12 protein-coding genes are annotated in these 14,452 nt (G+C 71.3%); 10 read left to right on the forward strand and 2 right to left on the reverse strand.

Annotated elements, in window-relative coordinates; genetic code table 11:
- The first annotated feature begins 54 nt into the window (after positions 1–54).
- From ACZ6NC_RS14865 to ACZ6NC_RS14880, 4 genes are all read left to right on the forward strand, one after another.
- Positions 55–270 (forward strand): family 1 glycosylhydrolase, encoded by a 216-nt coding sequence (locus tag ACZ6NC_RS14865; RefSeq protein WP_465732613.1) that lies wholly within the window; start codon positions 55–57, stop codon positions 268–270.
- A gap of 40 nt (positions 271–310) precedes the next feature.
- A complete protein-coding gene (locus tag ACZ6NC_RS14870) occupies positions 311–1,081 on the forward strand; it encodes a hypothetical protein (protein WP_465732615.1) in 771 nt (256 codons plus the stop codon).
- 175 nt (positions 1,082–1,256) lie between these two features.
- Entirely contained in the window at positions 1,257–1,481 is a 225-nt protein-coding gene (locus tag ACZ6NC_RS14875; protein ID WP_465732617.1) for an NAD-dependent epimerase/dehydratase family protein, read from the forward strand.
- A 132-nt stretch (positions 1,482–1,613) separates the two neighbouring features.
- On the forward strand, positions 1,614–2,462 hold the full coding sequence (locus tag ACZ6NC_RS14880; RefSeq protein WP_465732619.1) for an alpha/beta fold hydrolase: 849 nt from the start codon (positions 1,614–1,616) through the stop codon (positions 2,460–2,462).
- 312 nt (positions 2,463–2,774) lie between these two features.
- Here the strand turns inward: ACZ6NC_RS14880 and ACZ6NC_RS14885 are convergent, their stop codons facing one another.
- Positions 2,775–4,892, reverse strand: a complete 2,118-nt coding sequence (locus tag ACZ6NC_RS14885; protein WP_465732621.1) for an alpha-galactosidase — start codon at positions 4,890–4,892, stop codon at positions 2,775–2,777.
- 171 nt (positions 4,893–5,063) lie between these two features.
- Here ACZ6NC_RS14885 and ACZ6NC_RS14890 point away from each other — a divergent pair, with 171 nt between their 5' ends.
- The 6 genes from ACZ6NC_RS14890 (at position 5,064) to ACZ6NC_RS14915 (ending at position 13,359) form a co-directional block, all read left to right on the forward strand.
- Positions 5,064–6,221: an ROK family protein gene (locus tag ACZ6NC_RS14890; protein ID WP_465732623.1), complete on the forward strand. Its 1,158-nt coding sequence runs from the start codon at positions 5,064–5,066 to the stop codon at positions 6,219–6,221.
- Positions 6,222–6,398: 177 nt separating this feature from the next.
- Positions 6,399–7,670 carry an ABC transporter substrate-binding protein gene (locus tag ACZ6NC_RS14895; RefSeq protein WP_465732625.1) on the forward strand — a complete coding sequence of 424 codons (1,272 nt, stop codon included), beginning with the start codon at positions 6,399–6,401 and terminating at the stop codon, positions 7,668–7,670.
- Positions 7,667–8,659, forward strand: coding sequence for a carbohydrate ABC transporter permease (locus ACZ6NC_RS14900; RefSeq protein ID WP_465732627.1), 993 nt, complete (start codon positions 7,667–7,669; stop codon positions 8,657–8,659). The genes ACZ6NC_RS14895 and ACZ6NC_RS14900 overlap by 4 nt, the downstream gene beginning before the upstream one ends.
- A 5-nt stretch (positions 8,660–8,664) precedes the next feature.
- Positions 8,665–9,510: a carbohydrate ABC transporter permease gene (locus ACZ6NC_RS14905; protein ID WP_465732629.1), complete on the forward strand. Its 846-nt coding sequence runs from the start codon at positions 8,665–8,667 to the stop codon at positions 9,508–9,510.
- 97 nt (positions 9,511–9,607) lie between these two features.
- Positions 9,608–11,569: a glycoside hydrolase family 5 protein gene (locus ACZ6NC_RS14910; protein ID WP_465732631.1), complete on the forward strand. Its 1,962-nt coding sequence runs from the start codon at positions 9,608–9,610 to the stop codon at positions 11,567–11,569.
- Between the two features lie 35 nt (positions 11,570–11,604).
- Positions 11,605–13,359 (forward strand): beta-galactosidase, encoded by a 1,755-nt coding sequence (locus ACZ6NC_RS14915; RefSeq protein WP_465732633.1) that lies wholly within the window; start codon positions 11,605–11,607, stop codon positions 13,357–13,359.
- Positions 13,360–13,419: 60 nt separating this feature from the next.
- Here the strand turns inward: ACZ6NC_RS14915 and sigJ are convergent, their stop codons facing one another.
- Positions 13,420–14,346, reverse strand: a complete 927-nt coding sequence (gene sigJ, locus ACZ6NC_RS14920) for an RNA polymerase sigma factor SigJ (protein WP_465732635.1) — start codon at positions 14,344–14,346, stop codon at positions 13,420–13,422.
- Positions 14,347–14,452: the final 106 nt, after the last annotated feature.

Raw genomic sequence — 14,452 nt, forward strand, 5'->3', positions numbered from 1 at the left:
CTCGCTGAGCGGCGGCGCGCCGCTCGCAGCGACACGCGTCGCTGGCCCGGGCGAATGTCCCATCGGCGTACGGATGCAACCGCGGAACCGAGACAGTCTGCCCGACGGGCTGAAGGGTTCAGCCAGAGATTCGGCCTCGTCCACGTCGACTTCGAGACCCGGAAGCTCACATCCAAGGCGTCGGACGCGTGGTACCGCGACCTGCCGGGGACGAGCAGGAACCGCTCACCCCGTCCGCCCGTCATCTCCAGGGGGTTGCCGCAGACTTGACGCCCCTACAGCTCTTCACCACCGAGGCCCGAGGAGATCCATGGTCGACACCGTCAGCTCATTGGCCACCCGTCTTCACGAAGTGCTGGTGGAGTTCCTGACCAAGGGACCCGCCGTGGCGGGGACCAGGGGCCTCCACGACGTCGTCGCGCGTGCCACGGCGCTCGGCCCCGACGGTGCGTGGCTCGCCGCCGCGGGCCGCGCGAGCCTCGGTGGGCTGGCGTGCGCGCAGGGGGAGGCGGAACTGGCCATCCTCCACCTCGATGCCGCGGTGTCAGGGGGCTTCAACGACTGTGTGGTGCTCCACATGGCTCCCATGCTCCCGTTGCACCACGATCCCCGCTTCCAGGCCCTGTATCAGCGGATGCGCATCACCCAGGCCGACCTCGACGAGTTCTTCTGGCTGCACCGGGAGATGCAGATCACGATCAGGGAGGCCCAGGACGCGACCGTCGACAACATCGGCCGCCTCGACACCGGGGTGTCGCTGCTCCCGCAGGCCCCCATGCCGACCCGCGAACCGAACACCATCGGCGTCCTGATCGCCCGCATCGATCTCGCCGCGACCCAGACCGCGCTCCAACAGGCCGCCTTGAAGGCGGAGTTCCAGCGCAGCTCCGGCAACACCAGCCTCAGTCTCATCGACGACTCGTGGGACTACCCCCGGGCCAGGCTCGACGCGTGGCACGCCGACGAGCTGGAAACCCGGCGCCGGCAGGCCGCCGAGGCCCGGGCCTTCGTCGAACGCCCCGGCGCCGGCACCACGCTCATCCCCTGCCCGCCGCTGGGCTCGATCACCTACCCGGCCTGAGAAGGGCCGCACCGGCGCGGTGGCCGGTGCGGCTTCCTCGGACCTGCCAGGCAGGGCACACGCGTGGTCAGCCCGGCCGGCCGGGCCGCCCGCCCCGCCCGTTCAGCTGACGGCGATTCCGCTGATGGCGGATGGGGGTGGACCAACCGGCACATCGGTGAGGACAGTACTTGGCATGCGACTTCTCATGCTCGGTGGATCCGGCTTCGTCGGACGCGCCATCGTCAGCGAGGCCCTGTCCCGCGACTGGGACGTGACCTTTCTCCATCGCGGCAACCGTCACCCGCCGTCCGGAGCCACCATCCTGCTGAAGGAGCTGGGCGGAGTCTCGCCGCAGCGCCCCGACCGCCCGATCCTTGGGCTGGCCCCCGAAGCCGAGATCGCCGCACTGCGCGGTTGACGGACCGCTGCCCGCTGCGGGCCCGACACCGCAGCCACCCCATCGGCGAAGGCGTGCCCTCGGGCGGCCTCTCCGGTGCTCCGCACCGCTTCGACTCCACGATGACACCGCACACCTGCTGGGATCAGAACCATGCCTACTCTCATTGCGCCTGACGGCACCGAGCTCGCCTACCGTGTCCTCGGGGAGGGCGCCGGCGGCGCCCCCGTGGTCTGCCTGCCGGGCGGACCGATGCGGGATTCCGTCTACCTCGGCGACCTCGGCGGTCTCCCCGCGCACAGGCGGCTGATCGTGGCCGACCAGCGGGGCGCCGGGCTGTCCGCGACACCTGAGGACCCTGCCTCCTACCGCTGCGACCGCCTGGTCGGCGATGTCGAGGTGCTGCGCGAACACCTGAGCCTCGACCGCATGGACCTGCTCGCGCACTCCGCCGCCGCCAACCTCGCCGTGCGGTACGCGGAGCAGTACCCGCACCGCGTCGGCCGACTCGTCCTCATCACGCCCGGCACCAGCGCCGCCGGCCTGGAGGTCAGCGGCGACGACCGGCGCGAGGTCGCGCGGCTCCGCAGGGGCGAGCCCTGGTTCGCGGCGGCGTCGGCAGCATTCGATGCCATCGACGCCGGCGAGGCCGCGGCCGATGACTGGGTGACCATCGCACCATTCCTCTATGGCCGTTGGGACGAGACGGCGCAGGCCCACCGGGCGGCCGAGGAGGCCCAGTGGAACGCGGCGGCGGCGGAAGTCTTCGGATCGGAGGGAGCCTTCGATCCGGACGCCACCCGCGCGGCGCTCGCCGCGCTCGACACGCCTGTCCTGATCCTCGCCGGGGAGTTCGACCTGGCCTCGCCCCCGCACGTACTGGCCCGCTTCGCCGCGCTGTTCCCGCGCGCCGAGTTCGTCGTCCAACCGGGCGCGGGCCACTACCCGTGGCTGGACGACGCCGACAGGTTCGTGTCGACCACCGTGCGGTTCCTGGACTGATACTCGGCCCGGAGACACGCGATGCGCGTCCTGCGCGCGGTGGAGGTGCGGGACGCGCGAGGCACCGTGCCGACGGTGGCCGTGGCGGCGAGTGTCGCGCCGGCGGCTCCGGTCCGGTGAGACACCCGGGTACCCGCGCTTTCGTGGGGTGAACCGGTTCGACACGGTGGAGTTTCCGAAGGACGGGGACGGCTGTCGGGGCCGGCCGCGCCCGCGGGGATTGCGGGCCCGGAGGCGGCTGTCCAGGCGGTGCGCCCCAGCGGGCTCCGGCCGCCGTGGCCGCCTTCCTCGCGATGACCGTGGGGGCGGAGGTCAGATGATCCGGTGCAGTCGGAGCAGGCGGCTGGCGTAGTCGCCGGCGGGCAGCCGGAGGTCGATGCCCCGCCGGGTCAGGACGGCGCCGCTGTGGACGATGTCCTCGTCGACGTCGAGGTAGCGGGCCGCGGGGTCCAGGGCCGGCAGGGCGAGGCCGGGGGGCTGGTGGCCGAACCGGGTCGCGGGGCGCCAGGCGAGGACGGCGTGTTCGGTGCCGTCCTGGGCCGCGTAGTGCACGGCCGTCACTCCGCCGGGGCCGCGCAGGCGGTGTTGGAGGCCGTGCTGGACCAGGGGGCGGATCTCCTTGTAGCGGGCGACGAATGCGGCGGCCTCGTCGAGTTCCTCCTCGGACCAGGCGGTCAGGTCCGCGCCGAGGCCGAGCGCGCCGGCCATGGCGACGTGGAAGCGGAACCGCAGCGGGGTGGTGCGGCCGGTGGTGACGTTGGGGCTGTCGGTCACCCAGGCGGCCATCGCCTGGGCGGGGAAGAGCTGGCTGAAACCGTACTGGATGCCGATCCGGTCGACGGGGTCGGTGTTGTCGGAGGTCCAGACCTGGTCGGTGCGGGCGAGGATGCCGAGGTCGGCCCGTCCGCCGCCGCCCGCGCAGGCCTCGATGCGCAGGCCGGGGTGGTCGGCGCGGAGGCGGTCCATGATCCGGTGGACGGCGCGGGTGTGGTCGATCCAGAGCCGGTCGGGGTCGGGGTGGCCGGCCCACCCGGCTTCGGTGACGACCCGGTTGGCATCCCACTTGAGCCAGTCGACGTCGTGCTCGCGCACCAGTCGGTCCAGGGTCCGGTGGGCCCAGGCCTCGACGTCGGGACGGGCGAAGTTCAGCATGAGCTGATTGCGCAGCTCGGTGGCGTCCCTGGTGGGGGAGTGAACGACCCAGTCGGGACGGGCGCGGTGGAGGTCGCTGTCGCGGTTGACCATTTCCGGCTCCACCCACAGTCCGAAGGCCATGCCCAGGCGGTGCACCTCGTCGGCCAGTGGGCGCAGCCCGTCGGGGAACGCCTCGGGCCGGGGCGTCCAGTCGCCGAGGCCGGAGCGGTCACTGGTGCGGCCGCCGAACCATCCGTCGTCGAGGACGAAGAGTTCGGCGCCCAGACGTGCGGCCAGCCGGGCCAGACGCAGCTGGCCGGCCTGGCCGACGTCGAATCCGGTGGCCTCCCACGAGTTGTAGACGACGGGCCGGTCGCGCTCGGGGCCGGGCAGGACGGCGGTGCGGATGTGGGTGTGCCAGGCGCGGCTGGCGGCGCCGAAGCCGCCGGGGGTGTAGAGGCCGGCGAAGACGGGGGTGTGCAGGCTCTGACCGGGCCGGAGGGTCCAGCCGATTCCTTCGTGGCCGAAGCCGCCGGTCCAGGTGGTGCGGCCGACCGGGTCGCGGTGCACGGTGACGCGCCAGCTTCCGCTCCAGGCCAGGGCGGTGCTCCAGACCTCGCCCTGTTCCTCGTCGGCGGTGCCGTCGTCGAGGGCGAGCCAGGGGCCGGCGTGGTGGCTGGTGACGCCGCGCCGGCTGGTGAGCAGGGTCTCGGCGACCGGGAGCCGGTCGCGGTGCAGCTGGAACTCGCTGTTCCAGCCGCCCACGAGGTGGCTGAGCCGGTAGTCGGGCAGTGCCGGCGCCGTCCAGGAGGCGGAGTCCAGCCGGTCGACGCCGATCGGGCCGGAGTCGTCGGCACCGGTGTGGGTGAGTTCCGTCCAGCGCTCGATGACGTCACTGTCGGGGCGGACGCGATAGCACAGTTCGGCGGCCAGCGGGTAGCGGCGGTCAGCCAGGCGCAGCCGTAGCTCCCCGCCCCGGACCGTGTGCCCGGTGAAGGACCACTGCGCGCCGCGGGTGCCGTCGGCGAACCGCACCTGGAGGCCGGCGGGCCCGAACCGCGCACCGGTCTGCGGGGCCAGCTCGTCCGGCGCGGGGTCTGCCTCGAAGCTGCTCGCGGCAGGTGAGGTGGCCGCGGGCAGTCCATCGAGGGCGGCGGTGTCGAGCTCCGCCCCCCAGTGCAGGTGCCGGGGGCTGCCGTCGGCGCCGATGCGTACGGCGTAGACGCTGTTCGGGGTCCGCAGGACCGCCAGCCCGCGGGTGGGGTCGAAGGAAACGGATGAGGGCGTGGGAGGCACGGGAGGTCCTGAGGGGTGTCGAGCGAAGCTGGGGGTCAGGCGCGGACCGGAAACGGCCGGCCGCCATGGTGAACGACACGGGAGGCGCCCGGAGTTGGGCCAGAGCGTAGGACCGTCCTGACGGGAAATCAATACTGGACGAAGTTATTTATTTACCGGTAGGTTGCCGCCGTGTTTCCAAACCACTCGCGGCCGCTGGTCTCCGCACCGGCCGAAACCGCCATCCTCGCCCTGCTGCTGGCCGAGAGCCCGCTCAGCCGGGTGGAGCTGGCCCGCCGGACGGGCCTGTCCTCGACTGCTGTGACCAAGGCCGCGCGACCACTCATCGACGACGGCTACCTGCACGAGCTCCCCCCGGAGCGCACCGCTCCGGGGGCCGGACGTCCCGTCAACCCGCTTGCCGTCACTCCCGACCGGGAGTTCTTCGTCGGTGTGAAGATCAGTGCCGACACCCTCTTCGGCACGGTCTGCGACCTGCGGGCCCGGATGCGCACCACCGCTGCTCGCCCGCTGGGCGAGCGCGATCCCGCCGCCGTGTGTGCGCTGCTGACCGACCTCGTCGCCGAACTCCTCGACGCGAGACCCGAGTACCGGGCCCGCACCCGGCACCTGGGCATCGCGGTCTCCGGCGACGTGGACCGCCCCAGGGGGCGCGTCCGCTACTCCGTGCTCCCCGGCTGGCGCGACGTGCCGCTGGCCGAGACCGTCGCCGCGGCGACGGGCCTGATCGTCACCGTGGAGAACGACGTCAAGGCCCTCACCGCCGCCGAGCACTGGTACGGGGAGGGCATCGGCACCGAGTACTTCGCGCTGGTCACCATCGGAGCCGGGATCGGCTCGGGGATCGTCGTCAACGGTGAGCTGGTCACCGGCGCGTACGGCGTCGCCGGCGAGATGGGGCACATCAGCATCGACCCGTCCGGGCCGCGGTGCCACTGCGGCCAGGTCGGCTGCGTCGAGGCCATCGCCTCCAGCGATGCCATCCTCGCCACCGTCCGCCGCGCCACCGACGACCCGGACCTCGACTTCGACGGCGCCGTCCAGCTCGCCCGCGGCGGAGAACCTGCCGCCCGCGACGCCTTCGCCCGGGCCGGCCACGCGATCGGCACCGGCATCGCCACACTGGTCAACCTGCTCGGCCCCGAGCGCGTCGTCGTCACCGGCGAAGGACTCGACACCTACGACCTCTTCGGAACGCACATCAAGGAGGCCTACGCCGCACACTGCTTCAAGGCAGCGGCGAGATGCCCGTTGACCCTGCGTCCGCTCCCCTGGGAGGAGTGGGCCCGCGGAGCCGCCGTCGTCGGCATCCAGGCCCTGCTGCCCTGAAGACCTCTGGCGAATCGTCACCACGTCGACCCCCGGGCAGCCCGGGATCCGCCGATCACCCCTCCGAGCCTCCGGCCGACCGATGCCCGTCACCGCCTGCCAGCCGTGAACGTCGGACACCGGCCACGCCGGACGACCACCCGTACCCCCCCACACCCTCAGCCTGAAGGATGCGACGTGAGCGCACAGACATCCCAGCTTAGCCGCAGAGGATTCCTCGGCGGATCCGTCCTGTTCGTCGCCGGAGCAGCGGTCGGCTGCACCGGCAACCCGACCGGCGGAGCCTCCGGCGGGGCGAAGACCACCCTGAACGTCTGGTCCCACGCCTACGGCGAGGCCGGCACCCAGCAGGCCCTCACCCGCTACGCGGCCGAGTTCACCAAGGCCAACCCGGACATCGCGGTCAAGGTCACCTGGACCCCGGGCGACTACGCCGGCAAGCTCCACGCGACCCTGCTCACCGACGCGGCCCCGGACGTCTTCGAGATCGGCGACTTCGACGACAGCCTCGCCTGGCACGGCCGGATAGCCCAGCTGGACGACCTCTACGGCAGCGCCAAGCCCGACTTCAACCAGGGCGACCTCGACACGGCGACCGTCGACGGCAAGCTCTACGGCGTCAAGATGATCGACGACGTCATGATGCTCTACTACCGCAAGAGCGCACTGTCCAAGGCCGGCATCACCCCGCCCGACACCTTCGACGCGCTCGTCGCCGCGGCCAAGGCCCTGACCACCAAGAACACCAAGGGCCTGTTCGTCGGCAACGACGGCCTGGGAGACAGCGCCATCCTGGCGGTGTGGTCCAACGGCGGCGACCTGGTCGCCGACGGCAAGGCCGTCTTCGGCTCCCCGCAGGCCGCCGAGGCCGTGGCCGGCCTCAAGCGCCTGCACGACGACCAGTCCCTGCTGCTCGGCTTCACCACCGACTGGTGGGATCCCGCCGCCCTGACCCAGAACGTCGTCCCGATGCAGTGGGGCGGCCTCTGGTCGATGCCCGCCGTCAAGACCGCGCTCGGCGACGATTTCGGCGTCCTGCCCTGGCCCGCCTACAAGGCCGGCGGCACGCCGGTCGTGCGCGTCGGCGGCTGGACCAGCTGCGTCAACGCCAAGGGCAAGAACGTCGACGCGGCCAAGAAGTTCGTCCAGTGGCTCTGGATCCAGCAGACCGACCTGCAGAAGGACTGGTCGGAGAGCTACGGCTTCCACATCCCGCCGCGCAAGTCCGTCGCCGCCACCGCCGACAAGGTCGCCCAGGGCACCGCCAAGGAGACCGTCGAACTGGCCGCCAAGTACGGCCGGCACAACCCCGGCACCTGGAACAGCGCGGTGAGCTCCCTGTTCAGCGCGGCCGCGGCGAAGATCGTCAGCGGGCAGGGCGAGGCCGCCCCGCTGCTGGCCGACGCGGCCAAGCAGGCCCAGAGCGAGATCGACAAGCAGCGCGCATGACGAAGCCCGCATCTCCGGCCACGCTTCACGACGAGCGTGCCGGGTGCCCCGCGGCCGGGCCGCGGGGCACCGCCTCCACCCGCCGGCCCCGCGCGGACCGGCGTGCCTGGGGAGCGTTCGCACTCCTCGCCGGACCGCTGCTGATCGGCCTGGGGGTCTTCAAGTACGTCGCGATCGGCTGGAGCTTCCTGCTCAGCCTCAGCGAGGCCCGCGGCACCATCACCCTGGGCCACTGGGTCGGCCTGGACAACTACCGGGCGCTGCTCGCCGACGCCGTGTTCCGCAAATCGCTCGTCCAGATCCTGCTGTTCACGCTGTTCATCGTGCCGGTGACGTTCGCCGCCTCGCTGGGACTCGCGCTGCTGGTGCACCGGATCCGGCGCGGCCGGGCCCTGCTGCGCACCGCCTTCCTGATCCCGGCTGCCGTCTCCTACGTCGCGGCGTCCCTGGTGTGGAAGATGTGCCTGTTCAACGGGCTGCCGGCCGGTATCGCCAACACCGTCGGCGGATGGTTCGGCATGTCCGCCGTCCCGTGGCTGCAGACCACCTCGCCGCCGCTGTACTGGGTCGTCCTCGTCACCCTCCGCCTCTGGCTCCAGGTCGGCTTCTACATGGTGCTCCTCCTGGCCGGCCTCCAGGGCATCCCCAAGGAGATCCACGAGGCCGCCGCACTCGACGGCGCCACCGGCCTGCGCCTGCTGCGCAGGATCACCCTGCCGATGCTGCGCAACACCTCGGTGGCCGTCCTGATGCTGCAGTTCATCGCCGCCTTCCAGGCGTTCGACGAGTTCTACAACCTGTTCAACAGCGGGCTGTCCGGGGCGGCGACGGCCCCGGTCCGGACGCCGCTGGTCTATCTCTACGACACCGCGATGGGCGCCCAGAACTACGGCCTCGGATCGGCCGGAGCCTTCGTGCTCACCGCCGTCATCGTCGGTGTGACCCTGCTCCAGGGCCGGGTCACCGGCTTCGGCAAGGGTGAGGAGTGAGCGGAATGCGAAGCACGCGAGAGCTGCCGCGGGTACTTCGCCGGTGCGCGAGAGGGGCGCTGGCGGGCCTGCTGACGGCAGCGTTCCTGACGCCCTTCTACCTGATGCTGCGCAACGCGCTGATGGACACGCAGGGCCTGACGTCACCGCACTGGACCTGGTGGCCGTCGACCATGCACTGGGAGAACTTCGGCTCGCTCTTCAGAGACCCCGCCCTGCACATGGGCCAGGCCCTCGGCAACTCGCTGCTGATCGCCGCGATCACCGCCCCGGTGTCGACGATCCTCGCCTCCGCCGCCGGATACGCCCTCGCGCGGATACCGGTGCCCGGGCGTGGCGTCCTGCTCGCCCTGGTGGTGGCCACGCTGATGATCCCCGGCTCGGTGACGTTCGTGCCCACCTTCGTCCTCGTGGGCTCCATGGGCGGGGTCAACACTCTGTGGGGAATCATCGCACCCGGGCTGTTCAATCCCTTCGCCGTCCTGCTCTTCCGCAACTTCTACCTCCAGTTCCCCACCGAGATCGAGGAAGCCGGACGCCTGGACGGGCTCGGCTGGATCGGCCTCTACCGCCGGATCGCGTTGCCGTCGTCCGGAGCGATGCTGGCGTCGCTCGGCGCGCTCGCCTTCATCGACAGCTGGAACTCCTTCCTGTGGCCGCTCGTCATCGGCCAGGACCCGTCCGCGTGGACGGCCCAGATCGCCCTGTCGACCTTCCTCACCTCACAGACCATCAACCTGCCCGGACTGTTCGCCGGAGCCGTCGTGACCATCACACCGCTGGTGGCCATGTTCCTGGTCGCCCAGCGCTACATCGTCGAAGGCATCGCCACCAGCGGACTCAAGGGCTGAGCCGCCCCCGGTCCGCCCCCCCTTGACTCCGGACCGCCGGTCCGGGCCGCACCACCCGAAGATCCGAGGCCCCACCCCCACCCCTGGAGGGGAAACCATGAGATCAGACAGTTCGCCTCCCACCGTCCGAAGCTCCTTCGCCCGAATCCTGCCCGCCGCGGCCGTCGCGGTGACCCTCGTCCTCGGGGGAACACCCGCTTCCGCCGCAGCGCCCCTCACCACCGCCTCGACCACCGCGTCCGCCATGACGGGCACGCAGCTCGCGGCCTCGTGGACCGGTCCGCTGAGCACCCGGGGCCGGTACATCGTCGACGCCAACGGCGACCGCTTCAAGCTGAAGGCCGGCAACTGGGCCGGCGCGCAGGGCACCTGGGAGGGCAGTGGGGACGTCAACGATCCCGCCAACAACCAGGCGGGACAGGTGTCGCACAACATCCCGCTGGGCCTGGACCGGACCCCGATGACGCAGATCCTGGCCGACTTCCACGGCCTGGGCCTCAACAGCGTGCGGCTGCCTTTCGCCAACGCGCTGATCCACGACGCCGGCACCGTGCCGGACGCGGCGGTGGCCGCCAACCCGCAGCTGAAGGGCAAGACCCCGCTGCAGGTCTACGACGCGGTGGTCGCCGCGCTGACCGCCGAAGGCTTCGCGGTCATCCTCAACAACCACACCACCACCTACCGCTTCTGCTGCGGCCTGGACGGCAACGAGCGCTGGAACAGCAGCCAGTCCACCGAGCAGTGGGAGGCGGACTGGCTCTTCATGGTGCAGCGGTACCGGGCGAACAAGCGCGTCGTGGGCGCGGACCTGCGCAACGAGGTCCGCCGCGACACCTGGGACAACCCCAACTGGGGCTGGGGCGACTCCCATGACGAGTACGCCGCGTTCGAGGAGGCCGGCAACCGGATTCTCCAGGCCGACCCCGACATGCTGGTCGTCATGGAGGGCATCAACTGGTCCGGGATCCCGACCGCGATCACCTGGCACGAACGGCCGATGCTCACCCCGGTGCGCAACCTGTCGAACACGCTGATCCGGTCGGACAAGCTCGTCTACGCGGCCCACTTCTACGCCTACACCGGGCCCGCCAACACCGGGGCGGAAAGCGGCCCGGGCTCCACCAACGATCCCCGCTACCAGGACTTCACCCCCGAGCAGCTCGCCCAGGTCGTCAACGACGAAGCGCTGTTCGTCACCCAGTCCGGCCAGCACTTCACCGCGCCGGTGTGGATCAGCGAGTTCGGCGCGGCGGGCCGCGGCTCGACCAACGCCAAGGAGCAGGCCTGGTTCCACAACTTCACCGACATCCTGGTGAAGAACGACACCGACTTCGCCCAGTGGCCGGTCGTCGGCTGGAGCGACGCCAACGGCAACCCGCAGGACAACTGGGCCCTGCTCTCCTACGATGCCACCGGCAAGCGGCTCGGCCTGGGCGACCCCGGCGACTGGCGGGCCGCCGACTGGAACAAGCTGATCAACGCGCCGAGCCTCACCGGCCCGGTGGCACCGGTGAAACACTGGAACATGCTCGACCTCGACTTCGGTGACCAGAACGTCTCCGCCCGCATGCTCGCCCAGGGCGACTGGTCCAACGGCAACCGCAAGGGCAACTGCCCCGACACCGAGCGCCTGGTCGGCCTCGGCCGCAGCGACAGCCGCGGCCTGTGCACCGACGCCGGCCGGCCCGCCACCGGAGCCGGCGCCTGGGTGGCCGTCACCGACGAACGCTACGTCACCCACGGCGACTGGGCCTCGGGCTACAACAAGCTCCAGTGCCCCGACAACGCCTACGCCGTCGGCTACAGCGTCCACGGCAACGCGATGTCCGCCCTGCTCTGTGCGCCTGCCGCATCCCCGCTGCCGACCACCGGGCGCAACGCCTGGTTCGACCACGGCGACAACCGCCCCGCCACGGGCGGTTCCACCGCAAGCGACTGGGCACCCGGCTACTACAAGGGCCAGTGCGCCGACAACGAGTACCTCGCCGGCGTCGCCTACACCTGGAAGTGGAACCACGGCGGAGTCCCCGACGCCCTGCTCTGCCGCCCCCTGAGCTGACCTGACGACCCTCGATCGCAAGGAGCACCACGGCAATGCCACGACTGGAGATCGCCGCAGACGGCTTCCGTCTCGACGACCGACCGCTGCGGATCATCTCCGGCGGGCTGCACTACTTCCGCGTCCACCCGGAGCAGTGGGCCGACCGGCTCCGCAAGGCACGCCTGATGGGGCTGAACACGGTCGAGACCTACGTCCCATGGAACCTCCACGCGCCCCGGCGCGGGGAGTTCCGGCTGGACGCAGGTCTCGACCTGCCCCGATTCCTCGACCTGGCCGCCGCCGAAGGCCTGCACGTGCTGCTGCGCCCCGGCCCGTACATCTGCGCCGAGTGGGAGGGCGGGGGCCTGCCCTCCTGGCTGCTCGCCGACGAGGACATCGAACTGCGCAGCCGCGACCCGCGCTACCTGAAGGCGGTGGACGACTACCTCGGCGCCCTGCTGCCGTCCGTCCTCCCCCACCTCTCCACCCGAGGCGGCCCGGTCCTCGCCGTCCAACTGGAGAACGAGTACGGCGCGTACGGCGACGACTCCGGCTACCTGGAGGAGCTGGCGCAGATGCTGGGCCGGCACGGAGTCGACGTGCCGCTGTTCACCTGCGACCAGCCCTCCGACCTGGCACGCGGCGGCCTCGACGGCGTCCTGCGCACCGTCAACCTCGGCAGCCGGGTGGACGCCGGGCTCGCCGAACTGCGCACGCAACAGCCGTCCGGGCCGCTGATGTGCAGCGAGTTCTGGATCGGCTGGTTCGACCGCTGGGGCGGCACCCATGTCACCCGCGGCGCCGCCGACGCCGCGGCGGACCTCGACCGGCTGCTCGCGGCCGGTGCCTCGGTCAACATCTACATGTTCCACGGCGGCACCAACTTCGGTTTTACCAACGGCGCCAACGACAAGGGCACGTACCGCCCCACCGTCACCTCGTACGACTACGACGCGCCGCTGGACGAGGCCGGCGACCCCGGCCCCAAGTACGCCGCCTTCCGTGAGGTCATCGCCAGGTACGCGCCCGTCCCCGAGGAGCCGGCACCCGCCCCCGCACCCAAGCTCGCCCCGGTCGTCGTCGAACTCACCGCCTGCGCAAGCCTCCTGGACCACCGCGAGTGGTTCGGCAGCGCGGTGCACACCGACCGCCCCCAGCTGATGGAACAGCTCGGCCAGTCCTTCGGATTCGTCCTGTACGAGACGGTGCTCCCGGCGGCCGGGCCGGCGGTCGTGCGCATCGCCGAGGTGCGCGACCGCGCCCAGGTCTTCGTCGACGGCCAGCCGGTCGGCGTCCTGGAACGCGAGCGACACGAGCACGCCCTCGCCTTCCACGTGCCCCGCAGCGGCGCGCACCTGGCCGTGCTGGTGGAGAACCAGGGCAGGGTCAACTACGGGCAGGGCATGCACGACCGCAAGGGGCTGCTCGGCGAGGTCACTGTCAACGGCCTGGCCCCGGACGGCTGGTCCAGCCGGCCGCTGCCCCTCGACGATCTGTGCGGGCTTTCCTTCACCGCGTTCGAGCCCGCCGTTCCCCCGGTCGGCCCGGCCTTCCATCGCGGACACCTCGACCTGGAGCGGTCGGCCGACGGCTTCATCGCCCTGGACGGCTGGACCAAGGGCCAGGTGTGGATCAACGGCTTCGCACTCGGCCGGTACTGGTCCCGAGGCCCGCAGACCACGCTCTACGTCCCCGCGCCGGTCCTGAAGGCCGGCCGGAACGAGATCACGGTGCTCGAACTGCACGGCTCCACCACCCGCACCGTGGAACTGCGGGGCACTCCCGATCTGGGCCCCACCGAAGACTGAGGCCGACCTCGACGAGGAACGGAACACCGTCGGTGAGAAGCCGCGTCATCGACGCGGTCATCAGCCCGCTCTCCAGGGGCGAAGCTTCTCCGGGTTGCGTACCGCCCAGATGTGCGTGATCCGGTCACCGGCGATCCGGAAGGCGAACACGGTGACGGTGATGCCGTCCTGCTGGGCGACCAGGCCGGGCTGGCCGTTGACGGTCCGCTCCATCAGCGTCAGGTCGGGCGCGACGCGGGCGGCGAAGCCGAGATAAGCGCGGGCGATCCGTTCGCGACCCGCGATCGGCCGCAGCACGGCGCCGACCAGGCCGCCGCCGTCGGCGGTCACGGTGGCGTCGGGGTCGAGGAGGCCGATGAGGGCGTTGACGTCCTTCGCCTCCCATGCCCGCTTGAAGTCCCGGACGATGCCGGCCTGCGCCGTCGCCGGTGTTGCCGGAGCCTGCGACGCGCGAATGCGGCGGCGGGCGGAGGAGGCCAGTTGGCGGCAGGCCGCCGGCGTACGGCCGACGATCTCAGCCACCTCGGCGAACGAGTAGCGGAAAACGTCGTGGAGGATGAAGGCGACGCGTTCGGCCGGCGTCATGGTTTCGAGTACGACGAGGAAGGCCATGTTGACCGACTCGTCGAGGGTGATCCGGTCCGCCGGGTCCGCTGTGACCGCGTCGGTCCACTCCCGCCGTTCGGGAAGCGGCTCGGGGATCCATTCCCCCACGTAGCGTTCCCTCCGCACTCGGGCGGATCCGAGCACATTGAGGCAGATACGGCTGGCGACCGTCGTCAGCCAGCCGCCCGGTGAGGCGATGGCATCCCGTTGCCGCCGGGGCATGGCGTACCAGCGGGCGTAGGTCTCCTGCACGACGTCCTCGGCGTCGGCCAGCGAGCCGAGAAGCCGATACGCCAGATTGATCAACTGGCGCCGCTCGCTCGTGATCGCGCTCAGGCCCGGATCGGGGTGACCGTGTCCCGGCTCGAATCGGTCGGCCATGGTGTCGTGTACTCCCTTGCCTCGCAACTGTCCTCATCTCTTCGACAAGACAGTGCACCGGAATGTGAGGTCCGTCCCATCGCCTCACATTCCGAACGGCTGCGCT

Source organism: Kitasatospora sp. NPDC041988 (genome assembly GCF_055588525.1).